Below are 21,060 nucleotides of genomic sequence, written 5' to 3' on the forward strand. Positions count from 1 at the left end.
CCGATGCTCGGCGGCGGGTGGGGGTCGCCGAACGGGTGTCCGAGGCGATGCGCGCCCCCGGCCTCCTCGGCGTCGGCGGCGTCGTCGGCGCGCCCCGAGGCCGCCTGCCCGACCCGGGCACAGTAGAACGCGCCGGACCGGTAGTGCAGCAGTGCCGGGTCGGTCGGCCGGACGGCGAGCGCCACCGCGGCGTTCCCCTCGTGTCCGGAGGAGCCGATGGTGTAGAACCCCTCGCCGAAGCTGCGTAACCAGCGGGCCGCCAGGTCCAGGTGCCGGCTGACGAGTTGGGCGTCGTACAGTTCCAGGGCCCGTCCGCCGTCGAGCGTGCCGCCGTCCCGGACCGGCTCCTCGGCCGACCGCCCGGACGTCGATGCCGAGACGGCACCGACCGCCTCCCGGAACCGTTCGTCGAGATCTTGAGGGGTGGTCACGTCGGACAGCATTACCGACTTCGGCCACCCCTGACCACTCAGACACGTCACAACTGGACAGTGTGTCGCAACCGTCAGTTCGTGCCCGATTCCGCCGCGCCCGGCCCGGCCGCCGACCCCCGAGCCGCCACACCGGACTCCGGCACATCGGTTCCGACCGATTCGGGCAATGCCCCTCCCTTCCCTTCACTCGATGTTCGACGGGTAGCTATCGCGATGATCGACCCCATGAACCGGTGATCGCCAGGCTGCTCCCAGTCTGTCCCCCCACAGATCCTGGGAGATCCCGATGGCCCTGTCCCGCCGTACCCTCCTGCTCTCCGGCGCCGCGGTCGGTGCCGCCGGCGCGGTCACCGTGCTGCCCTCGGCGGCCGTTGCCGGCCGGCCGCTCCGCACCGACCCCTTCACCCTCGGCGTTGCCTCCGGTGACCCGGACCACGACGGTTTCGTGCTCTGGACCCGGTTGGCCCCGACCCCGCTCGCCGAGGACGGCCTGGGCGGGATGTCGAACCGGCCCGTGCCGGTGCGCTGGGAACTCGCCGCCGACGAGCGGTTCCGGCGCGTCGTACGGCGCGGTACCGCCGTGGCCCGCCCCGAGGCGGGGCACAGCGTGCACGTCGAACTGGGCGGCCTACAACCGGGACGCGAGTACTTCTACCGGTTCCACGCCGAGCGGCACACCTCGCCGGTCGGCCGGACCCGCACCGCGCCGGCGCCGTGGGCCTCCGGCGGGAAACTCGTGATGGCCTTCGCCTCCTGCTCGCAGTTCGAGCACGGCTACTTCACCGCCTACCGGCGGCTGGCCGAGGAGGACCCGGACCTGGTCCTGCACCTGGGCGACTACCAGTACGAGTACACCAAGGACTCGTACAACATCCCGGGCGGCAACCCGCGCGACCACGAGGGCCCGGAAACCGTCACCCTGGCCAACTACCGGCAGCGGCACGCGCAGTACAAGTCCGACCCGGACCTGCAGGCCGCGCACCAGGTCGCACCCTGGGTGGTGGTCTTCGACGACCACGAGGTCGACAACAACTGGGCCGACGAGGCGTACGAGAAGCCGGAGATCCCGCAGCCGGACTTCCTGGCCCGGCGGGCGGCGGCGTTCCAGGCGTACTACGAGAACATGCCGCTGCGCCGCACCTCGATCCCGCGCGGCATCGACCTGCAGCTCTACCGCCGAATCCGGTGGGGCCGGCTGGCCAACTTCCACATGATGGACACCCGGCAGTACCGGGACGACCAGGCCTGCGGCGACGGCACGAAGGACTGCCCGGCCGCCCTCGACCCGGCCCGCTCCATCACCGGCGCGGAGCAGGAGCGCTGGCTGATCGACGGCTTCCGGCGCTCGGAGGCCCGCTGGGACGTCCTCGGCCAGCAGGTCTTCTTCGGCCAGCGGGACACCGACGCCGGCCCGGCCAAGTTCACCTCGATGGACAGCTGGGACGGGTACGTCGGCTCCCGGGACCGGATCACCCGGGGCTGGGTCGAGGCCCGGGTCCGGAACACGCTGGTGCTCACCGGTGACGTGCACGCGCACTGGGCCACCGACCTCAAACTCGACTACGACGACCCGACCTCGCGGACGGTCGGCAGCGAACTCGTCTGCTCGTCGATCACCTCGGGCGGTGACGGCGCCGACTCGGTGACCGGCAGCCACCCGTACTTCCCGCACAACCCGCACCTGCGGTTCCACAACAACCAGCGCGGCTACGTGCTGACCCGGTTCACCGAGCGGGAGTTCCAGGCGGACTTCAGGGTCCTGCCGCACGTCACCACGCCGGGAGCACCGGTGCACACCCGGGCGTCGTTCGTGGTCGCCGACCGGGTGCCGGGGCTGCACCAGACGTACGACCGCCCGGTCGACCCGGCCACCACCGCCGCCCGGTCCGGCGTCGACCAGGCCGCCGAGACCCGGGCCCAGGAGACCCTCCGCCCCTGACCGCGCCCGCCACGCCGACCCGGTGGTCCCGCCGGGTCGACGTGGCGGCTCCGCCGGGTCGACGTGGCGGCTCCCGCACCGCCGGTGCCGCCCGCCCCGCCGACCCCGGGTACTTCCGCCGACCTCGCCTACTCCCGCCAACCGACCATCTCGACGCCCCTGGTCAGTTCCACCCGGAGCCCGAGCACGATCTCCCGGGACTGTCCCGGCGGAAGCTCCAGTCGCCAGATCAACTCGCCCAACCCGGCCCGCTCGTCCGGAGCCGGATCGAGGCGCAGCTCCCGGACCGTGATCCCCTCGCTCTGGGACACCGGAAGCTGGTCGAGGACCGTCAGCCGGGCCGGCCGGGGAGTGTGGTTCGCCACGCTGATCCGGTACTCCGCCTCCCGACGCCGGGTCGAGCCCAACGTGACCTTCGTGTCGCTGCGCCGGACCAGCTCGCGCTTCACCCTGATCCGGTCGTCCTGGCCGAGCGCCAACTTGACCTCCTCGCCGGGCGCCCAGGTCGGCAGCGTCGTACCGCCGACGAAGTCGCCGCCGTGGAACACCGACGCAGGACCGGGCAGCAGGGTGTGCGCGGAGTTGTTGACCGCCGTCGCCCGCAGGTGGACCCCGGGGGTACGGATCGGCGCGGTGAGGTAGTCGAGCCGGGTCGGCAGCTCGAGCGTGGCGACGACGGCGCGGTGGCTGCCGCCGTCGGCGGGTACGGCCACGGTGCGGGCCGGCTGGTAGGTCGCCGCCATCACGCCCTGTTCCAGGGTGGCGGTGGGCTGTGCCACCGGGGCGACCCGGCGCGGCGCGGCACCCGGCGACCGTGGTCTGCCGCCCGGCGGCGGCACGGGTGTGCCGGCGGCCGCGACCGCGTACCCCGGTCCACCGCCCGGGCCGCCCTCCGCACCGCTGAACCCGATCGGCTCCGCCTGGCGCAGGTACCACGGGACCAACTCCGGCAGGGTCGTACCACCGCTGGTCGGGCGCGCGGTCGAGAGCAGCAGTTCGCACTCCGGCCAGTCCTCCCCGGTGCGCTGGCTGACCAGTCCGAACCAGGTGAGCGTCAGCGTCTCGTCGACCAGCCGCAGGTCGTACGACGAGGTCCAGCCCGCACCCTCCACCACGTACGACAGTTCGAGCCGCACCTCCTCCGCCGCGGCCCCGTCCGCGTCCTCCGGCTCGGCACCCTCAGGCTCGTCCCGGACCGGCCCGTCATCCTCCGGCCCGTCATCCTCCGGCTCGATCCGCAGGGTCACCTCGGCGACGAGCCGGTCCGCCGGCCGCTCGCCGGACAGCGCGGCCAGCTCACGCTCGACGGCGGCCAGGCGGTCCGACGTCTCGTCCCGGCGGCGGCTCAGCTCCCGCCGCCGGGCCTGGCTCGCGGCGGTCTGCTCGGCCACCGAGTCCGCGAACCCCGCGACGTCGGCCGGCGACGCGTCACCGGCCGCGAGGGCCCGCGCGTAGCTGCCGCCCGCCCGCTGGGCGAGCAGGGTCAGGAAGTCGGCTCGCTGCCCCTCGACCGCGTCGGCGTCGGCCAGCTCGGCCAGCTCGGCGTTCAGGGCGCGACGCCGGAACGCCAACTCGGCGGCGGTGCCCTCGGTGGCCCGGGGCCGTACCTCCGTCAGCACATCCACCCCGAGCACGGTCGCCGGACCTCGACCTCCCACCCGGAGCGAATCACGCCGCAGGCCGAGCGGCAGCGGCCCGAACCGCACCCGGTGCTCGCGTTCTCCGGCGGGCAGGTTGAGGTCGATCCGGCGGGTAACCCGGGCCCGGTCCGGATAGACCGTCACGGCGACGATCGGCGCGTCGATCGGGGATGGCGTCATCGCGCGAGGCTACCGGCCCACCCCTGTAAGGAAGGGCCCCTTCTTATCGCTTTCTGTAGAAGAAGGGTCCCCTCCTAACAGCTCTGACAGCTCAGCCGGGCAGGAAGGAGAACCGGACCTGCCGGGTGGTGTTGTCGCCGTTGGGGTCGACCAGGCAGATCGACTGCCAGGTACCGAGCGCGAGCCGGCCGTCCAGCACGGGCAGCGTCGCGTACGGCGGCACGAAGGCCGGCAGTACGTGGTCGCGCCCGTGCCCCGGTGATCCGTGCCGGTGCCGCCAGCGGTCGTCGGTGGGCAGCAGGTCGTCGAGCGCGGTCAGCAGGTCGTCGTCCGAACCCGCCCCGGTCTCGATGATCGCCAGTCCGGCCGTGGCGTGCGGTACGAAGACGTGCAGAAGCCCGTCGCCCTTACCGGCGAGGAACTGCTCGGCCTCCCGGGTGATGTCCCGGACCACTGGTCGGGACCCGGTCCGGATCGTGATCACCTCGCTCTGCATGACGCCCAGTCTGCCGGAGCGGACGAGGCCGGCGCAGCCGGGCGGACGGGGCAAAGCCGGACGTCGCCGGCGCCCCGGTGGACGAGGCACAGCCGGGCGGACGAGGCGGCGCCGCGGACGGCGGGGCGAGAGGTCCCGGACGATCTCCAGCCGCAAGATCTTCGGCGAAGACCGCCATGTTGCCGGAAAGTTACCCCCGGGTACCTGTGTCGAGCATCGCCTCTACGCGGTCTAGACGTGACGGAGCTAGGCATCAGGGGGCAGGATGGCGCTAGAGACCTATCCCACACACAACCTAGGGAACGCCTGTGGCCACGGAACGCAAGCGCCCGGTGATCAGCGACGGCCTGCCGAGCCAGCTTCCGGACATCGACCCCGAAGAAACCAGCGAGTGGGTCGAGTCGCTTGACGGTGTCATTGACGACCGGGGTGCCAAACGCGCCAGGTACGTCATGCTGCGCCTGCTGGAGCGGGCCAGGGAGCGCCAGGTCGGGGTGCCGCCCCTGACCACCACCGACTACATCAACACGATCCCGCCGGAGCAGGAACCCTGGTTCCCCGGCGACGAGCACATAGAGCGACGGATCCGGGCGTACATCCGATGGAACGCCGCCATGCTCGTGCACCGCGCGCAGCGGCCGGAGATCGGTGTCGGCGGTCACATCTCCACCTACGCGAGCTCGGCCTCGCTCTACGAGGTCGGCTTCAACCACTTCTTCCGGGGCAAGAACCATCCGGGCGGCGGCGACCAGATCTTCTACCAGGGCCACGGCTCGCCCGGCATGTACGCCCGGGCGTTCATGGAGGGCCGGCTGTCCGAGGATCAGCTCGACGGCTTCCGGCAGGAGCTCTCGCATCCGGGCGGCGGGCTGCCGTCGTACCCGCATCCGCGGCTGATGCCGGACTTCTGGGAGTTCCCTACGGTCTCGATGGGGCTTGGCGGGATCAACGCGATCTACCAGGCCCGGTTCAACCGCTACCTGCACCACCGGGGCATCAAGGACACCTCCGACCAGCACGTATGGGCGTTCCTCGGCGACGGTGAGATGGACGAGGTGGAGTCGCTGGGCGCGATCGGCGTGGCGGCCCGCGAGGAGTTGGACAACCTCACCTTCGTGATCAACTGCAACCTCCAGCGGCTGGACGGTCCGGTCCGGGGCAACGGCAAGGTGATGCAGGAACTGGAGGCGTTCTTCCGGGGCGCCGGCTGGAACGTCATCAAGGTCGTCTGGGGCCGGGAGTGGGACCCGCTGCTCGCCGCGGACACCGACGGCGCGCTGGTCAACCTGATGAACACCACGGCGGACGGCGACTACCAGACCTACAAGGCGGAGTCCGGGGCGTACGTCCGGGAGCACTTCTTCGGCCGCGATCCGCGGACCCGCAAGATGGTCGACGGGCTCAGCGACGACGAGATCTGGAACCTGAAGCGGGGCGGGCACGACTACCGGAAGCTCTACGCGGCCTACAAGGCGGCCACCGAGCACACCGGCCAGCCGACGGTGATCCTGGCCAAGACGATCAAGGGTTGGACGCTCGGTTCGAGCTTCGAGGGCCGCAACGCGACCCACCAGATGAAGAAGCTGACGCTGGACGACCTGAAGACCTTCCGCGACCGTCTCTACCTGGACATCCCGGACGAGAAGCTGGAGACCAACCCGTACCTGCCGCCGTACTACCACCCCGGCGAGAAGTCCGAGGAGATGGAGTACCTGCGGGAGCGGCGGCAGCAGCTCGGCGGCTACCTGCCCTCGCGGCGGACCGCCTGGACGCCGCTGGCGGTCCCCGGCCCGGAACGGTTCGCCGACGTCAAGCGGGGCTCCGGCAAGCAGAAGATCGCCACCACGATGGCGTTCGTCCGGCTGCTCAAGGACGTGATGAAGGACCGGGAGTTCGGCAAGCGGTTCGTGCCGATCATCCCGGACGAGGCCCGGACCTTCGGGATGGACTCGCTCTTCCCGACCCAGAAGATCTACTCGCCGCACGGCCAGAAGTACACCTCGGTCGACCGGGAGCTGTTCCTGTCGTACAAGGAGTCCACCACCGGGCAGATCCTGCACGAGGGGATCAACGAGGCCGGCTCGGTCGCCTCGTTCACCGCCGCCGGCTCGGCGTACGCCACGCACGGCGAGCCGATGATCCCGTTGTACATCTTCTATTCGATGTTCGGCTTCCAGCGCACCGGTGACGCGTTCTGGGCGGCGGCCGACCAGATGACCCGGGGCTTCGTGCTCGGTGCCACCGCCGGCCGGACCACGCTCAACGGTGAGGGCCTGCAGCACGAGGACGGCCACTCGCACCTGATCGCCGCGACCAACCCGGCCGTGGTGGCGTACGACCCGGCGTTCGCGTTCGAGATGGCACACATCTTCGAGAACGGCCTGCACCGGATGTACGGCGAGAAGCCGGAGAACGTCTTCTACTACCTGACCGTCTACAACGAGCCGATCCTGCAGCCGGTGGAGCCGGCCGAGGTCGACGTGGACGGGCTGCTCCGGGGGATCTACCGGTACTCGCCGGCCCCCTCGGTCCCGGGCCAGGACGGCGGCACCGCACCGCGGGCCAACATCCTCGCCTCCGGTACCGGTATGCAGTGGGCGTTGAAGGCACAGAACCTGCTGGCCCAGGACTGGGGGGTGGCGGCCGACGTCTGGTCGGTGACCTCCTGGACCGAGCTGCGCCGGGACGCGGTGGAGTGCGAGCAGTACAACCTCCTGCACCCCGGTGACGAGCAGCGGGTGCCGTACGTCCAGCGCAAGCTGGCCGACGCCGAGGGACCGGTGGTGGCGGTCAGCGACTGGATGCGGGCGGTACCCGACCTGATCTCCCGCTGGATTCCGGGCGACTACACCTCGCTGGGCACCGACGGCTTCGGCCTGTCGGACACCCGGCACGCGCTGCGCCGGCACTTCCACGTGGACGCGGAGTCGGTGGCCGTGGCCACGCTGGGCCAGTTGGCGCTCCGTGGGGTGGTCCCGGCGTCGGTGCCGGCGGAGGCGGCGAAGAAGTACGCGATCGACGACATCGCGGCTGCCCCGGTGGGCGAGACCGGCGGGGACTCCTGATCGCTGATCGCTGAGCCAGGTCCGGGAGGGGCGGGTTGTCGCAGTCGCGGCAGCCCGCCCCTCAGCCGACCGTGGCCATCCCGGTGAGCCGGGCGAGCGAACCCTCGAGATCGGCCCCGACGCGGCGCATCCCCCAGCGCAGCAGCGCCCCGCTGACCGGGCCGGCGGGCCAGCGCACCATGATCAGGCGTACCGAGGTGCCGTCCTCCTCCGGGGCGAGTTCGACGTACACCTCGGTGCGCGCCTCGGCGCGCGCGCCGGAGCCCTCGACCCGCTCGCGCCACGCGATCAGCGTCGGCTCCTGGTAGGCGATCACCTCGGCGTCCAACGCCCGACCGGCCGCGTGCACCCGCTGCCGTCGGCCGATCCCCTCGCCGGAGAGCACCTCCGCCTGTCGCACCCCGGCCAGCCAACCCGGCAGGTCCTCGGCGCGCTGGACCAGGTCCCAGACGGCCTCGATCGGCGCCGACACCCGCGTGCTGCGTTCTATGAGCATCATCCCTAGCCGCCTCCATTGCGGACAACCTGTGACCATTCGCAGCTTATTCACGAATACGGGCCAAATCGGGCTATTGCGGGATGACACGCCGGAATGAACTACCACCGTGAAGTTCGGCCGGCTGGTGATCCGACGGGTGCCACCGGCGAAGCGGCGGCGGGAAACCTGGTGGCGGGCCGCCCGGGAGGTCTGCGTAGGCTTGGCCCGTGACGGTACGCGTACGCTTCGCCCCTTCCCCGACCGGAATGTTCCACGTCGGCGGTGCCCGCTCGGCCCTGCAGAACTGGATCTACGCCAAGCAACAGGGTGGCGTGTTCGTGCTGCGGATCGAGGACACCGACGCGGCCCGGAACCGCCCCGAGTGGACCGAGGGGATCCTGTCCGCGCTGGACTGGATCGGGATCGAGCGGGGCAGCTACGAGGGGCCGTACTTCCAGTCCGCCAACGCGAGCGAGCATCGGAACGCGGCGACCCGGCTGCACGACGAGGGGCGGGCGTACTACTGCGACTGCACGCGGGAGGCGATCCAGGCGCGTACCGGCTCGCAGTACCAGGGCTACGACGGCTTCTGCCGCGACCGTGGCCTGGAGGCGGGCCCCGGACGCGCACTGCGCTTCCGTACGCCGGACGAGGGCGAGACCGTGGTCGTCGACCTGATCCGCGGCGAGCCGACGTTCGAGAACAAGCTGATCGAGGACTTCGTGATCGCCCGGGGTGACGGCTCGGCCGTCTTCCTGCTGGCGAACGTGGTGGACGACCTCACCATGGGCATCACCCACGTCATCCGGGCCGAGGAGCACCTGCCGAACACGCCCAAGCAGCAACTGCTGTGGGACGCGCTCGGGGTCAAGCCGCCGATCTGGGCACACGTGCCGGTGGTGGTCAACGAGAAGCGCCAGAAGCTCTCCAAGCGGCGGGACAAGGTCGCCCTGGAGGCGTACCGCGACGAGGGCTACCTGGCCAGCGCCATGCGCAACTACCTGATGCTGCTCGGTTGGGCGCCGTCGGGCGACCGGGAGATCGTGCCGTGGTCGGTGATCGAGTCGGAGTTCCGGCTGGCCGAGGTCAACCCGTCACCGGCATTCTTCGACGAGAAGAAGCTGCGCGCCTTCAACGGCGAGTACATCCGGGCGCTGCCGGTCGAGGAGTTCGCCGCCGCCTGCCAGCCGTGGTTGAGCGGTACCGACACGATCGCCCCGCCGCCGTGGCGGCCGGAGGAGTTCGACGCCGTGGCGTTCGCCGCCGTGGCACCGCTCGCGCAGACCCGGATCGCGGTGCTCAGCGAGATCGTCGCGAACGTCGACTTCCTCTTCCTCGACTCGCCGCTGATCGACGAGGCGTCCTGGGCGAAGAGCACCAAGGGCGACGCCGCCGAACTGCTCGACGACGCCATCGTCGCGTTCGAGGCGCTGCCGAGCTGGGAGGCGGAGCCACTCAAGGCGACGCTGGAGGAGGTCGGCACGCGCCGCGGACTCAAGCTCGGCAAGACCCAGGCACCGGTCCGGGTGGCGGTCACCGGGCGCAGTGTCGGATTGCCGCTGTTCGAGTCGCTGGTCGTACTCGGTCGGGATCGGACCCTGACCCGGCTACGCGCGGCCCGGGTCCGGCTACAGCCCTGACCGGCCCGAGACGAAGGCGGCCCCGGGAACCGGAGTAGGAAGGTTTCCGGGCCGTTGCGGAAATGTTGTCCGGGCCCGTTACCGTGACCCGGGTGGTAGTCGGATCGGGTCGTGCGAGGAGAGTCAGTCGCACGGTGGCCGGCGCCGCCTCCAGCCGGGCGCCGTCGCGGGGATCACTGCCGGTCAACGAGTTGTGCGCGGCCGCCGGACCGGCGGGTGGCAGCACCCGGGGCAGCCACGGGATCCCCGGAGCACCACTGAGCAGTAGCGCTGCCACAGTGGTGACCCGGCGCCCCGTGACCTCTTCCATCCCGCTACTATTCGCCGAGCTGATCAATGGCTCGTCACTTAGTCGACCCTGGATCGCAGATAGTTCCAATTACTGCTCGTGCAGGTGCAACCGAGCGGCGTTCTGCGGAGTCTTTGTAGTTAGCACGGCCGGTCCATCTGCGACAGTGTCGTGCGCTCCACCGACCAACCAGCGCGTGACCTGCATTATGGCCACCATCGAAACGGGGCGAGGAGGTCGGCGATGGCCGGAGAGGTGAGTCGTCGACTTGTCGGCGTGGTGACGCTGCTGGTTGCGGCGGGCAGTTGGTTGGCGATCGGCGGTGTGGCGTCCGCCAAGCCCGCGCCCAAACCCACGTCGGTGGTCATCACGAGCAAGGGCATGCCCGACCCGTTGACCCTGCGGGCGGACAACAACAAGGATCTCTTCGAGGCGGTCCTCGACCAGGTCGACTGGTTGACCGGCGACGGACCCACCACCGCGCCGAAGGCGGCCGACCTGGGGCCGAAATTCACGGTCGTGGTGCACGTCGGTGACGCCGCCAAGAAGTCCTACGACCTCTACCCCCTCGCCAAGGGCGGCCCGCGCGCCTTCCGACCGGCCCGGCAGCCGGACCGGACCCAGCCCGGCGCGGCGTGGTTCTTCGGTCGACTGACGATGGCGGAGACGCTGCTGGCGGCCGGCGCCCCGTTGCCCGACCAGAACATCACCACCCTGCACGGCGGTGGTATCGGCGGTGGCGAACGGGTGATCCCGGACGATGCGATCGGCACCGGCGAGGATGTCGACCGGCTACTCGGCGAACTACGTCGGTTGATGCTGCTCAACGGCGCCGTACTGGTCGCGATCACACTCGGGCTGGCCGGCATCGCGCTGCTGGTACGGCGACGTACCCGCTGACCGGCCGTACCCGCTGACCGGCCGGCCGTACCCGCTGACCGGGCCTAGCCGCTGACCGGGCCGGCACGATCGCGGCACCACCCGGGGCGCGGCAGGCCGATCCCGGCCCCGGTCCATCGGTGGCGGATCAGCACCATCGGCGCGGCGGACGGTCACGCCGGACGGCGCGCCGAGAGGGCCGTACCGCGCCGTGGCGATGCGCTCCGGCCCAGCCGGGACGATCGGTCCGGCAACCCGGCGTACGGCCGCAATCCACGTCGTCCACCTCGTCGTCCGACGGTCCACCGGATTCCTCCGCCGATCCGGTGGTCCCGCCGACCCGCTCCGGAGCACCGAGGCGACCCGGTTCGGAAGTGTCACGGCCACCGGGATCGGAAGCACCGTGGCCACCCGACTCGAAGGCACCGGGATCATCCGGGTCGGGATCGGCGCGGTGGTCCGGCTCCGGAGCGGAGCGGTAGCGCGACTCGCCCGGCCGTGGTCGGGGGATCAGCCTCGACCGTTCCCCGCCCAGCCCCGGTTCTGCCCTGCCGGCGCCCCGGTCGGCCCCGTCCGAACCGGCGCCCCGGCCGGAACGGGCGACCAGTTCCACGGCCGGCGTTCCGTCGCGCTGATCGCCTGGGTCCAATTCTCGGTCCAGGTCGACGCGTTCCGCCGGATCCCCGGGCCGCACACTGCCGGAACAGTCCACCGCCTCCATCGGACGGGCCGGTCCGGTCCGGTCTCCCGGATCTCCGGGATCCACGTCGGTCCGGCCGGAGATCCCCTCGACCGGTCCCGCCGGCAGTCCGGCACTGGCCCCGCAGACCCAGCGGAGACGGCTGGCCGGGCCCAGCGGAGGCAGAGGCTCATGATCACCAAGCAGCCGACTCGGCTCGCCCTCGGCACAGCCGTGCTCAGCGTCATGCGCCATCCAAGCCTCCTCACACTCGCCGCCGAATGGGCGGTCGCCCCGGGTGGAGAGTGGCGCCCGCGTCCGTGGCCGGTAGGTCAGAACGTGGCATCCGCGTCGTCGGGACCATGTCACCGTACTGGTCCGAGGTGACGGACTCGACGCCGCCGTGACCAGAACTGGTGCAATCCGCCCAAACAAGGGCCGGATGTCGGAGGTGTTCAGTCCTGGGCCGGCTGCGGAAAGAGGGTCACCCAGACCGGAAACGCGACGAGCCAGATCACCATCGCACCGGTGAGCCGGAAGATCCAGCCGAGCAGTTCCCCCGTACGGCTCGGGTCGCCGACCATGAGGATGCCCAGACCGAGCAGGCCGCAGGCGACGGCCCAGCCCAGCAGTCCCTTGCCCCACTCCCGCCACTCGTAGCGGGCCCGGGCCCAGCCGCCCTTCGGAGGCCTGACCGGCGGCGGTCCGCCGGCGAAGCGGTGGGCGAACCGCTGATCCGCCCAGCGGATCATGCTGTGCCCGAACACGACGGAGAAGCCGAGGTAGGCGGCTGCCAGGCCGTGGACGAACTCGGCTGTCGCGCCCCGGCGCAGATCCAGCACGGTCGCGACCAGTATGACGAGGTCGATCAGCGGCGTGGCGAGCAGCAGCAGGGCTCCCAGCCGGGGCATCCGGAGCAGATACCGGGCGATCAGTCCGGCCCCGAGCAACACCCAGAAGCCGATCTCGCCCGCAGCGATCACCGCCACCACCGCCGGAACCTCCCTCTCCCGCCGCTGCCCCGTGCCCGCCGCTGGCCTGTGCCCGCCGCTGGCCTGTGCCCGCCGCTGGCCCGTGCCTGCTGCCGGCCTGTGCCTGCCACTGGCCTGCGCCTGCTGCCGGACTGCGCCTGATGCCGGACTGTGCCTGCCGCCTGCCGTCGTGCCAAGTCTGTCCGGCGGCCTCGGCCGGGACGTCGCCACCGCTGCCGAGATGCGGATCCGTCGAAAGAGGTACGGCTACATCCTTCGACGGACCCGTACCGTCCAGCCTCGTCGGCAGGACGGACGGCAACGGTCGGCGGATGTGATGGGATCGGGTACGTGACGGCACGGCTGAGCCTGGAACGCGGGACGATGTCCCGGGACATCGCGTTGGCGCTCGCCTCGCTGGCGGGCGGGTTGCTGATGCTCGCGCTCGGCATCTACCAGCCGCTCAATCCCGGGTTCCTGGATTCCTCGCCACTGGTGACCCTCGGGACGCTCGTCGCCACCTGTACGGCCGTCGCACTGCGCCGGGTGGCCACCCGCCGCGCCCTGGCACTGGGTACGGTCGCGTTCGCCGTCGATCTGGCCTGCGGCTCGTCGCTGGCCACCACCCTGGTCTACACCCAGGTGCTCTTCGACTCCTGCGTCTACGGGCCGCCGAGGATGTGGCGCCGACTGTTGTGGATCAACCTCGTGGTCACCGGCCTCGCCGCGGTGGCCGGCGTGGTCCTCCTGCGCCCGTTGTCGTGGCAGGGCATCGGGTTGAGCGTGCCGGTGGTGCTGATCGGCGTACTGCCGGTGGTCAGTGGCATCAGCGTCCGGCAGTACCGCGACCAGGCCGCCGCCGACCGGGCCAGGGCCGAGCAGACCGCCCGGCTGGCCGAACTCGACCGTCGCCAGGCGGTGGCGGCGGAGCGGAGCCGGATGGCCCGGGAGTTGCACGACGTCATCGCCAACCACCTGAGCGCGGTCGCCATCCACGCCACCGCGGCGCTGTCGGTCTCCGGGCTCGATCGCGCCCAGCGGGACCAGGCTCTGCGGGTGATCCGCGAGAACAGCGTGCAGGGGCTCGCCGAGATGCGTCAGATGATCGGTCTGCTCCGTGAACCGGCCGAGGCCGACCCGATCTCGCTGGGAGCACTGGACGACCCCGTACGGGCCGGGCTGACCGAGGTCGACCGGTTGGTCGACCAGGCACGGAGCGCCGGCCTGCCGGTACGGTTCGAGACGGTCGGCACGGTTCGGCCACTGCCGGTCGGCGTGGATCTGGCCGCCTACCGGATCGTCCAGGAGGCGCTGACCAACGCGCTCAAGCACGGCTGCGGACCGGCCACCCTCACCATCCGCCATCGGGAGCAACGCGTCGACCTCACGATCGAGAATCCGGTCGCCGACCCGCCGGGTGCCGGTTCCGGCGGCTCGCCGTGGCGCGGCGCTCCGGCGGGGGCCGGGCTGCCCGGCGCGGGCGCGGGGCTGATCGGGATGCGGGAGCGCGTCACCCTGCTGCACGGCCGGTTCGATGCCGGACGGTGCGGGCCGGGTTGGCGGGTGCACGCGGAACTTCCGTACCCCGGGACCGCCAGCCGCGCCGAGCCTCCCGTCACCCGCGCCGAGGTCGCCGCCGCAGGGGGCATCCGGGTCGGCGTCGTGGCCGCCTCGCGACCGCTGTCATGATCGAGTTCGGTCCGGACGGAACCGGGGTCGGCGGGTCGACCGACCGCGACGGGACGACCGGGGCCGTACCCCCGATCCGGGTGGTGATCGCCGACGACCAGGACGCGGTTCGGGCCGGCCTCGTGCTGATCCTCGCCGCCGCGCCGGGCCTGGAGGTGGTCGGCCAGGCCGCCGACGGGGAGGAGGCGGTGGCGCTGTGCCGGAAACTCCGGCCGGACGTGGCCGTGCTCGACGTGCGGATGCCCCGGCTCGACGGCGTCTCCGCGACCCGCGAGATCGTCGCCGAGCGGCTGGCCGACGTCCTGGTGCTGACCACCTTCGACCTCGACGAGTACGTCTTCGGCGCGCTCCGGGCCGGCGCGTCCGGCTTCCTGCTCAAGGACACCGACGCGGAGGGACTCCTCGACGCGGTACGTACCGTGGCCCGGGGCGAGGGGATCATCGCCGCCGCCGTCACCCGGCGCCTGATCAGCGCCTTCGCCGCCACCCCGCCGGAGGCCCCGGCGGTCGACCGGACGGCGGTGGACGAACTCACGCCCCGGGAACGCGACGTGCTGGCCTGCCTCGGCCGGGGACTGTCCAACCAGCAGATCGCCGACCGGCTGGCGATGGCCGAGAGCACGACCAAGACCCACGTCAGCCGGATCCTCGGCAAGCTCGGTCTGCGCAGCCGGGTGCAGGCGGCGATTCTCGCGCAGGAACTGGGTCTGCCGAACCCCTGAACTGCCCGGCGACCGGGACCTGGCCACCTCGGACCGGCAGCTCGGCTACCGGACGACCTGGTCGGCCCGGTCCCCGGCGGAGGTCCGTTCGGTGCCGCCACCCCAGCGGGTCGCGGCCCGGGCCGCCAGCGGGACGACGGCGAGGGCCAACAGCCAGCCGCCCAGGACGTCGGCGGGCCAGTGCGCCAGCAGCGCCAACCGGGTGAGCCCGACGAAGACCCCGAACGCCACGGCCAGGATGGCGGTGACCACCCGACCCGCCGTCGCCAGTCGTGGCCAGAGCAGGAGCACGGCCACCAGGGCCGCCGCCGCCGCGTTGCTGGTGTGCCCGCTCGGGAAGCCGTTGCTGTCCACCACCACGAAGCCGTTCTCCGGCCGGGGGTGGTGCACGAGCCAGTGCATCAGCCCCCAGAGCACCGGCACCGTCACGGTCACCAGGGCACACAGCGCGGCGGGCCGGCGCTGGGAGAGGGTCGCGAGGGCGATGCTGATCACCAGGCCGGCGACCACGAACGGCACGGTGGCGGCCACGTCGGTAACCACCCGGAGCACGTCGACGAGGCCGGGGCTGGCGCCGCCGTACCCCCGGAAGGCGTCGCTGAGCGCGTCGTCGAACCTTCCCAGCGGCGCCCAGTCCCCGGCGGTCAGCGCGAGCAGCACCAGGAACCCGGCGAGCGCGAGCAACGGTACGGCCAGCGGCGGACGGGCGATCATCGAAGCATGATGCCACGGCCGGGTGGCGGTGTCCGGGGGTGAACGTGGCACGCTGGGCCGATGGGGACCGAGGCGGGCGACGGCGAGCTGGCGGCCACGCTGCGCCGGATCGAGCGGGCGGCGGGCACGCTGGCCACCGCCAGTGTGGGCCGGATGGACGAGACGCTGCCCTGGTTCCGCGAGTTGCCGGCCGAGCAGCGCTCCTGGGTGATGCTGGTCGCCCAGGCCGGCGTCCGTTCGCTGGTGGAGTGGCTGCGTTCCCTGCCGAGCAGCACCGATCGGGGTGCCGGTGGCGTGACGGACAGCCCGCAGGAGGTCTCCGACGAGGTCTTCGCCGCCGCTCCCCGGGCGCTGGCCCGGTCGATCAGCCTGCAGCAGACGGTGGCGCTGATCAAGGTCACCATCGACGTGGTGGAGCAGCAGGTCCCGCACCTGGCGGCACCGGGCGAGGAGCGGTTGCTGCACGAGGCCGTACTCAAGTTCTCCCGGGAGATCGCCTTCGCGGCGGCCCGGGTCTACGCGCGGGCGGCGGAGTCACGCGGCTCCTGGGACGCCCGGTTGCAGGCGCTGCTGGTGGACGCGCTGCTCCGGGGCGACTCCCCGGACGTGCTGGCCAGCCGGGCCGCGGCCCTGGGTTGGTCGGACGCTCCGCCGGTGGCGGTGGCGGTCGGCCGCTCCCCCGGCGGCGAGGTGGCCGCGGTGCTGCACACCATCTACCGGGTCACCCGGCGGTTGGGGCTGGAGATGATCGGCGGCGTGCACGGCGATCGGCTGGTGGTGGTGCTGGGTGGCGTGGCCGACCCGCTGGCCGCCACCGAGAAGCTGCTCGCCGGCTTCGGCCCGGGGCCGGTGGTGGTGGGTCCGGCGGTGCCGAGCCTGGATTCGGCCACCGACTCGGCGCGGGCGGCCCTGGCCGGATTCCGCGCGGCACCCGCGTGGCCGGCGGCACCTCGGCCGGTGGCCGCCGGGGACCTGTTGCCGGAGCGGGCGCTGGCCGGCGACCCGGAGGCCCGCCGGAGCCTGCGCCAGGACGTCTACGCCGCACTGGTCCGGGCCGGCGGGGAGCTGCTGGAGACGTTGGACGCGTTCTTCGCGGCCGGCGGAGTGTTGGAGAGCACGGCCCGAACGCTGTTCGTCCACCCGAACACGGTCCGGTACCGGCTGCGCCGGGTCGCCGATGTGACCGGTTTCTCACCGCTGACGGCCCGGGATTCCTTCGCATTGCGGATGGCGCTGACGATCGGACGCCTGGATCCGTCCGCACCGGTCGGACCAGGCACGGGACATTAGGCGACGTTTAGGACAGACATCCCGCCAAGTCTGTGATCGTCATTGATTTTTGTAGGAACCTCACAAAGCTGATAGTGCGGATTGGTCCATCACGGCAAGCACACGCCGGCCAATGATCCAGGAGAGTCGTAGGCGTGCTCGCCGTCCTCTCGCCCGGCCAGGGTTCCCAGAAGCCCGGCTTCCTGACTCCATGGCTCGACCTGCCCGGCGCCGAGGCGCGACTGCACTGGTGGTCCGCGCTGGCGGGCGTCGACCTGGTCCGGCTCGGCACCCAAGGGGACGCCGACGAGATCAGGGACACCGCGCGGACCCAGCCGCTGCTGGTCGCCGCCGCCCTGCTCGCCGCCGAACACCTTCCGATGTACGACGTCACCGCGACCGCCGGGCACAGCGTCGGTGAGCTGGCCGCCGCAGCGCTGGCCGGCGTACTGACCCCGGAGACCGCGGTCACCCTCGCCGGGGTACGCGGCCGGGAGATGGCCGCCGCCTGCGCCCTCGAACCGACCGGTATGTCCGCGATGCTCGGCGGCGACAAGGACGAGGTGCTGGCCGCCGTCGAGGCACACGGACTGCACCCCGCCAACTTCAACGGCGCGGGTCAGATCGTCGTGGCCGGGACGGTCGACCGGCTGGCGAAGCTGGCCGCCGAGCCCCCCGCCGGCAGCCGGGTGATCAGCGTGAAGGTCGCCGGGGCGTTCCACACCCCGTACATGGCCCCCGCCGAGCAGGCGTTGGGCGTCATCGCGGCCGGGATCACCCCGACCGAACCGACCCGGATCCTGCTCTCCAACTTCGACGGTGCCGCCGTCAACCACGGCCGGGAGATGCTGCAACGCCTGGTCCGCCAGGTGACCGCGCCGGTCCGCTGGGACCTGTGCATCCGCAGCCTGGCCGACCTCGGCGTCACCGCCGTGATCGAGCTTCCTCCGGCGGGTACCCTGGCCGGGTTGATCAAGCGCGAACTCAAGGGCAGCGACGCCCTGCCGGAGATCGTCACCCTGAACACCCCGGACGACCTGGCCGCCGCCCGGGACCTGATCGCCCGGCACGGTGCCCCGGCCGGCCACGAACCGACCATGCAGTTCCGGGTCGTGGTCGCCACCAGCGCCGGGACCTTCGCCCCGGTCGAGGGACTGGCCGAGGGCGACATGATCGACTCTGGGCAGGTCGTCGGCCACGTCAACACCCGGCAGGGCGCCGTCGAGGTCGCCGCTCACGGCTCCGGGGTACTCACCGAATGGCTCGCGCACCACGACGACCCGGTCGCCCCGGGCCAGCCCCTCGCCCGCATCGGAGGACAGCTCTCATGACCGGTCACCGAGAGATCACCGACCACCGCCCGGCGGTGGTCCGGTGAGCAGGATGATCGCCCTCGGGCACTACCAGCCGTCCCGGGTGCTCACCAACGACGACCTCGCCCAACTGGTGGACACCAACGACACCTGGATCCGGGACCGGGTCGGCATCGCCACCCGGCGGATCGCCGACTCCGAGACGGTCGCCGACATGGCCGCCGCCGCCGCCGACAAGGCGCTGGCCAACTCGGGCCTCGCCGCCTCCGACATCGACCTCGTCGTGGTGGCCACCTGCTCGGCCATCGACCGCAGCCCGAACACCGCCTGCCGGGTCGCCGCCAAACTGGGCATCGACGCCCCGGGCGCGTTCGACATCAACACCGCGTGCTCCGGCTTCTCGTACGCGCTGGGCACCGTCGACCACGCGCTGCGGGCCGGGGCGGCGCGCAACGCCATCGTGATCGGCGCCGAGAAGCTCTCCGACTTCACCGACTGGACCGACCGGTCGACCTGCATCCTGTTCGGTGACGGTGCCGGCGCGGCGGTGGTCAGCGCCACCGGCGAGGGCGAGCCGGACGGTATCGGGCCGGTGGTCTGGGGCTCGGTCCCGGAGCGGAGCGACGCGGTACGGATCGAGGGCTGGCGCCCGTACATCAAGCAGGAGGGTCAGGCGGTCTTCCGCTGGGCCACCACCGCACTGGCCCCGCTCGCCCTCCAGGCCTGCGAACGGGCCGGCGTCGACCCGTCCGAGATCGCGGCGTTCGTGCCGCACCAGGCCAACCTCCGGATCATCGAGGGAATCGCCAAGCGGCTCAACATGCCCCAGGCGATCGTCGCCAAGGACATCGTCGAGTCGGGCAACACCTCGGCGGCGAGCGTGCCGCTGGCGCTGTCCAAGCTGGTCGAGCGCCGTGAGGTGCCGTCCGGCGCCCCGGTACTGCTGTTCGGCTTCGGCGGCGGCCTCACGTACGCCGGGCAGGTCGTCCGCTGCCCGTGACGGCCCGACACCGATACCCGGGACGCCCCCACCGGCCAACCGTGACCCCACCACCACCCAGGTAACCACCGGCCGGCGCCACGTCGACCAGCCGGGGCGGACGATTCCGCCATCGCAACATCCATCCATGAGAGGAAACAACCGCAATGACCCGTGACGAGATCACCGCCGGACTCGCCGAGATCCTTGAAGAGGTCGCCGGAGTGAGCCCGGACGACGTGGCCGAGGAGAAGTCGTTCACCGACGACCTCGACGTCGACTCGCTCTCCATGGTCGAGGTCGTGGTGGCCGCCGAGGAGAAGTTCGGCGTCAAGATCCCGGACAACGACGTCCAGAACCTCAAGACCGTCGGCGACGCCGTCGCCTACATCGAGGCGCAGTCCTGATCATGAGTCGTCCTGACGTTGTCGTCACCGGGCTCGGCGCGACGACCCCGCTCGGCGGGGACGTCGCGTCGACCTGGGAAGCCATGTTGGCCGGTCGCTCCGGGGTGGGTCCGCTCACCCAGGAGTGGGCCGGGCAGCTCCCGGTACGGATCGCCGCCGAACTCGCGGTCGAACCGACCGAGAAACTCGACCGGGTCAAGCTGCGGCGGCTGGACCGGTCGGAGGCGATCGCACTGATCGCCGCGCACGAGGCCTGGGCGGACTCCGGGCTGGCCGACGCACCCCCGGAGCCGGAACGGATCGCGGTGAGCGTCGGATCCGGGATCGGCGGCGCGCAGACCCTGCTCGCCCAGGACGACATCCTGGAGGCGTCCGGCCCGCGGCGGGTGTCCCCGCACACGGTGCCGATGCTGATGCCGAACGGACCGGCCGCCTGGGTCGGACTGGAGCTGGGGGCACAGGCCGGCGTCCACTCGGTGGCGAGCGCCTGCGCGACCGGCGCCGAGGCGATCGCACTCGGCCTGGACCTGATCCGCGCCGGCCGGGCCGACGTGGTGCTGGCCGGCGGCACCGAGGCGGTCATCCATCCGCTGCCGATCGCCGGGTTCGCGTCGATGCGGGCGATGTCGACCCGCAACGACGACCCGGAGCGGGCCTCCCGCCCATGGGACAAGGGACGCGACGGGTTCGTCCTCGGCGAGGGCGCCGGCGCGGTCGTACTGGAGCGGGCCGACCACGCCGCCGCACGCGGTGCCCGGGTGTACGCCCGGCTGGCCGGCGCCGCGCTCACCTCGGACGGCTACGACATCGTGCAGCCGCATCCGGAGGGCCGGGGCGTGATCCGGGCGATCAACATGGCGATCGCCGACGCGGGTATCGCCCGCTCGGACATCGTGCACGTCAACGCCCACGCGACGTCCACTCCGGTGGGCGACATCGCGGAGATCGCCGCGCTCCGGACCGCGCTGGGCAACCATCCGGTACTGACCGCGACCAAGTCGATGACCGGCCATCTGCTCGGTGCGGCCGGTGCGCTGGAGTCCATCGCCACCATCCTGGCCATCCGGGATTCGGTGATCCCTCCGACGATCAACCTCGACGATCCCGACGACGCCCTCGACCTGGACGTGGCCGCGCACAAGCCACGGCACATGGACGTGCCCGCGGCGCTGAACAACGGCTTCGGGTTCGGCGGCCACAACGCGGTTCTGGTCTTCGCGAGGGTGTGACGGCACGCCAGACACCCCGTACGGCGCGCTCATCTCCGCGCCGTACGG

Annotated in this window: 18 protein-coding genes and 1 pseudogene; 11 read left to right on the plus strand and 8 right to left on the minus strand. The window is 71.8% G+C overall.

What is annotated here, in order from left to right:
* Positions 1-443 (minus strand): annotated as a pseudogene (locus tag I0C86_RS26810) (hypothetical protein); the annotation flags it as partial.
* 277 nt (positions 444-720) lie between these two features.
* On the opposite strand from I0C86_RS26810, the gene I0C86_RS26815 reads away from it, so the two are divergent.
* Positions 721-2,373 (plus strand): alkaline phosphatase D family protein, encoded by a 1,653-nt coding sequence (locus I0C86_RS26815; RefSeq protein WP_196204063.1) that lies wholly within the window; start codon positions 721-723, stop codon positions 2,371-2,373.
* Positions 2,374-2,501: 128 nt separating this feature from the next.
* Here the strand turns inward: I0C86_RS26815 and I0C86_RS26820 are convergent, their stop codons facing one another.
* Positions 2,502-4,193 (minus strand): DUF4139 domain-containing protein, encoded by a 1,692-nt coding sequence (locus I0C86_RS26820; protein WP_196204064.1) that lies wholly within the window; start codon positions 4,191-4,193, stop codon positions 2,502-2,504.
* Positions 4,194-4,284: 91 nt separating this feature from the next.
* On the minus strand, positions 4,285-4,689 hold the full coding sequence (locus I0C86_RS26825) for a YjbQ family protein (RefSeq protein ID WP_196204065.1): 405 nt from the start codon (positions 4,687-4,689) through the stop codon (positions 4,285-4,287).
* Between the two features lie 308 nt (positions 4,690-4,997).
* On the opposite strand from I0C86_RS26825, the gene aceE reads away from it, so the two are divergent.
* On the plus strand, positions 4,998-7,754 hold the full coding sequence (aceE, locus tag I0C86_RS26830; RefSeq protein ID WP_196204066.1) for a pyruvate dehydrogenase (acetyl-transferring), homodimeric type: 2,757 nt from the start codon (positions 4,998-5,000) through the stop codon (positions 7,752-7,754).
* Positions 7,755-7,815: 61 nt separating this feature from the next.
* On the opposite strand, the gene I0C86_RS26835 is transcribed toward aceE, so the two are convergent.
* On the minus strand, positions 7,816-8,253 hold the full coding sequence (locus I0C86_RS26835; RefSeq protein ID WP_196204067.1) for an SRPBCC family protein: 438 nt from the start codon (positions 8,251-8,253) through the stop codon (positions 7,816-7,818).
* A gap of 206 nt (positions 8,254-8,459) precedes the next feature.
* Between I0C86_RS26835 and gltX the strand changes: the two genes are divergently transcribed.
* Positions 8,460-9,872, plus strand: a complete 1,413-nt coding sequence (gene gltX / locus I0C86_RS26840) for a glutamate--tRNA ligase (protein WP_196204068.1) — start codon at positions 8,460-8,462, stop codon at positions 9,870-9,872.
* Here gltX and I0C86_RS26845 read toward each other — a convergent pair.
* A complete protein-coding gene (locus tag I0C86_RS26845; RefSeq protein WP_196204069.1) occupies positions 9,766-10,182 on the minus strand; it encodes a copper resistance CopC family protein in 417 nt (138 codons plus the stop codon). The two genes, gltX and I0C86_RS26845, sit on opposite strands and share 107 nt — an antisense overlap.
* 222 nt (positions 10,183-10,404) lie before the next feature.
* Between I0C86_RS26845 and I0C86_RS26850 the strand changes: the two genes are divergently transcribed.
* A complete protein-coding gene (locus tag I0C86_RS26850) occupies positions 10,405-11,061 on the plus strand; it encodes a hypothetical protein (protein WP_196204070.1) in 657 nt (218 codons plus the stop codon).
* Between the two features lie 127 nt (positions 11,062-11,188).
* On the opposite strand, the gene I0C86_RS26855 is transcribed toward I0C86_RS26850, so the two are convergent.
* Both I0C86_RS26855 and I0C86_RS26860 read right to left on the minus strand, forming a co-directional pair.
* Positions 11,189-11,974: a hypothetical protein gene (locus I0C86_RS26855; RefSeq protein WP_196204091.1), complete on the minus strand. Its 786-nt coding sequence runs from the start codon at positions 11,972-11,974 to the stop codon at positions 11,189-11,191.
* Positions 11,975-12,174: 200 nt separating this feature from the next.
* Positions 12,175-12,711 (minus strand): hypothetical protein, encoded by a 537-nt coding sequence (locus I0C86_RS26860; RefSeq protein WP_196204071.1) that lies wholly within the window; start codon positions 12,709-12,711, stop codon positions 12,175-12,177.
* Positions 12,712-13,041: 330 nt separating this feature from the next.
* On the opposite strand from I0C86_RS26860, the gene I0C86_RS45200 reads away from it, so the two are divergent.
* Positions 13,042-14,379 carry a sensor histidine kinase gene (locus tag I0C86_RS45200; protein WP_323373868.1) on the plus strand — a complete coding sequence of 446 codons (1,338 nt, stop codon included), beginning with the start codon at positions 13,042-13,044 and terminating at the stop codon, positions 14,377-14,379.
* Positions 14,376-15,101 carry a response regulator gene (locus I0C86_RS26870; protein WP_196204072.1) on the plus strand — a complete coding sequence of 242 codons (726 nt, stop codon included), beginning with the start codon at positions 14,376-14,378 and terminating at the stop codon, positions 15,099-15,101. The genes I0C86_RS45200 and I0C86_RS26870 overlap by 4 nt, the downstream gene beginning before the upstream one ends.
* A gap of 45 nt (positions 15,102-15,146) precedes the next feature.
* Here the strand turns inward: I0C86_RS26870 and I0C86_RS26875 are convergent, their stop codons facing one another.
* Positions 15,147-15,815 (minus strand): phosphatase PAP2 family protein, encoded by a 669-nt coding sequence (locus tag I0C86_RS26875; RefSeq protein ID WP_196204073.1) that lies wholly within the window; start codon positions 15,813-15,815, stop codon positions 15,147-15,149.
* Positions 15,816-15,875: 60 nt separating this feature from the next.
* Between I0C86_RS26875 and I0C86_RS26880 the strand changes: the two genes are divergently transcribed.
* The 5 genes from I0C86_RS26880 to fabF all read left to right on the plus strand — a co-directional run bounded on the left by I0C86_RS26880 (position 15,876) and on the right by fabF (position 21,012).
* On the plus strand, positions 15,876-17,105 hold the full coding sequence (locus I0C86_RS26880) for a PucR family transcriptional regulator (RefSeq protein WP_196204074.1): 1,230 nt from the start codon (positions 15,876-15,878) through the stop codon (positions 17,103-17,105).
* A gap of 134 nt (positions 17,106-17,239) precedes the next feature.
* On the plus strand, positions 17,240-18,415 hold the full coding sequence (locus I0C86_RS26885; RefSeq protein ID WP_196204075.1) for an acyltransferase domain-containing protein: 1,176 nt from the start codon (positions 17,240-17,242) through the stop codon (positions 18,413-18,415).
* Positions 18,416-18,467: 52 nt separating this feature from the next.
* The gene (locus I0C86_RS26890; RefSeq protein WP_196204089.1) at positions 18,468-19,397 is read left to right on the plus strand and encodes a beta-ketoacyl-ACP synthase III; all 930 of its coding nucleotides are present in this window, start codon (positions 18,468-18,470) and stop codon (positions 19,395-19,397) included.
* Positions 19,398-19,543: 146 nt separating this feature from the next.
* On the plus strand, positions 19,544-19,783 hold the full coding sequence (locus I0C86_RS26895; RefSeq protein ID WP_107261778.1) for an acyl carrier protein: 240 nt from the start codon (positions 19,544-19,546) through the stop codon (positions 19,781-19,783).
* Positions 19,784-19,785: 2 nt separating this feature from the next.
* Positions 19,786-21,012: a beta-ketoacyl-ACP synthase II gene (gene fabF, locus I0C86_RS26900; RefSeq protein WP_196204076.1), complete on the plus strand. Its 1,227-nt coding sequence runs from the start codon at positions 19,786-19,788 to the stop codon at positions 21,010-21,012.
* Positions 21,013-21,060 lie beyond the last annotated feature (48 nt).

It is taken from the genome of Plantactinospora alkalitolerans, from assembly GCF_015690345.1.
Lineage (GTDB): Bacteria > Actinomycetota > Actinomycetes > Mycobacteriales > Micromonosporaceae > Plantactinospora > Plantactinospora alkalitolerans.

Coding starts and splice junctions, on each gene's coding strand:
- I0C86_RS26815 (WP_196204063.1), top strand. CDS start 721: ATGGCCCTGTCCCGCCGTACCCTCCTGCTCTCCGGCGCCGCGGTCGGT.
- I0C86_RS26820 (WP_196204064.1), bottom strand. CDS start 4,193: ATGACGCCATCCCCGATCGACGCGCCGATCGTCGCCGTGACGGTCTAT.
- I0C86_RS26825 (WP_196204065.1), bottom strand. CDS start 4,689: ATGCAGAGCGAGGTGATCACGATCCGGACCGGGTCCCGACCAGTGGTC.
- I0C86_RS26835 (WP_196204067.1), bottom strand. CDS start 8,253: ATGATGCTCATAGAACGCAGCACGCGGGTGTCGGCGCCGATCGAGGCC.
- I0C86_RS26845 (WP_196204069.1), bottom strand. CDS start 10,182: ATGGAAGAGGTCACGGGGCGCCGGGTCACCACTGTGGCAGCGCTACTG.
- I0C86_RS26850 (WP_196204070.1), top strand. CDS start 10,405: ATGGCCGGAGAGGTGAGTCGTCGACTTGTCGGCGTGGTGACGCTGCTG.
- I0C86_RS26855 (WP_196204091.1), bottom strand. CDS start 11,974: ATGGCGCATGACGCTGAGCACGGCTGTGCCGAGGGCGAGCCGAGTCGG.
- I0C86_RS26870 (WP_196204072.1), top strand. CDS start 14,376: ATGATCGAGTTCGGTCCGGACGGAACCGGGGTCGGCGGGTCGACCGAC.
- I0C86_RS26875 (WP_196204073.1), bottom strand. CDS start 15,815: ATGATCGCCCGTCCGCCGCTGGCCGTACCGTTGCTCGCGCTCGCCGGG.
- I0C86_RS26880 (WP_196204074.1), top strand. CDS start 15,876: ATGGGGACCGAGGCGGGCGACGGCGAGCTGGCGGCCACGCTGCGCCGG.
- I0C86_RS26890 (WP_196204089.1), top strand. CDS start 18,468: ATGATCGCCCTCGGGCACTACCAGCCGTCCCGGGTGCTCACCAACGAC.
- I0C86_RS26895 (WP_107261778.1), top strand. CDS start 19,544: ATGACCCGTGACGAGATCACCGCCGGACTCGCCGAGATCCTTGAAGAG.
- fabF (WP_196204076.1), top strand. CDS start 19,786: ATGAGTCGTCCTGACGTTGTCGTCACCGGGCTCGGCGCGACGACCCCG.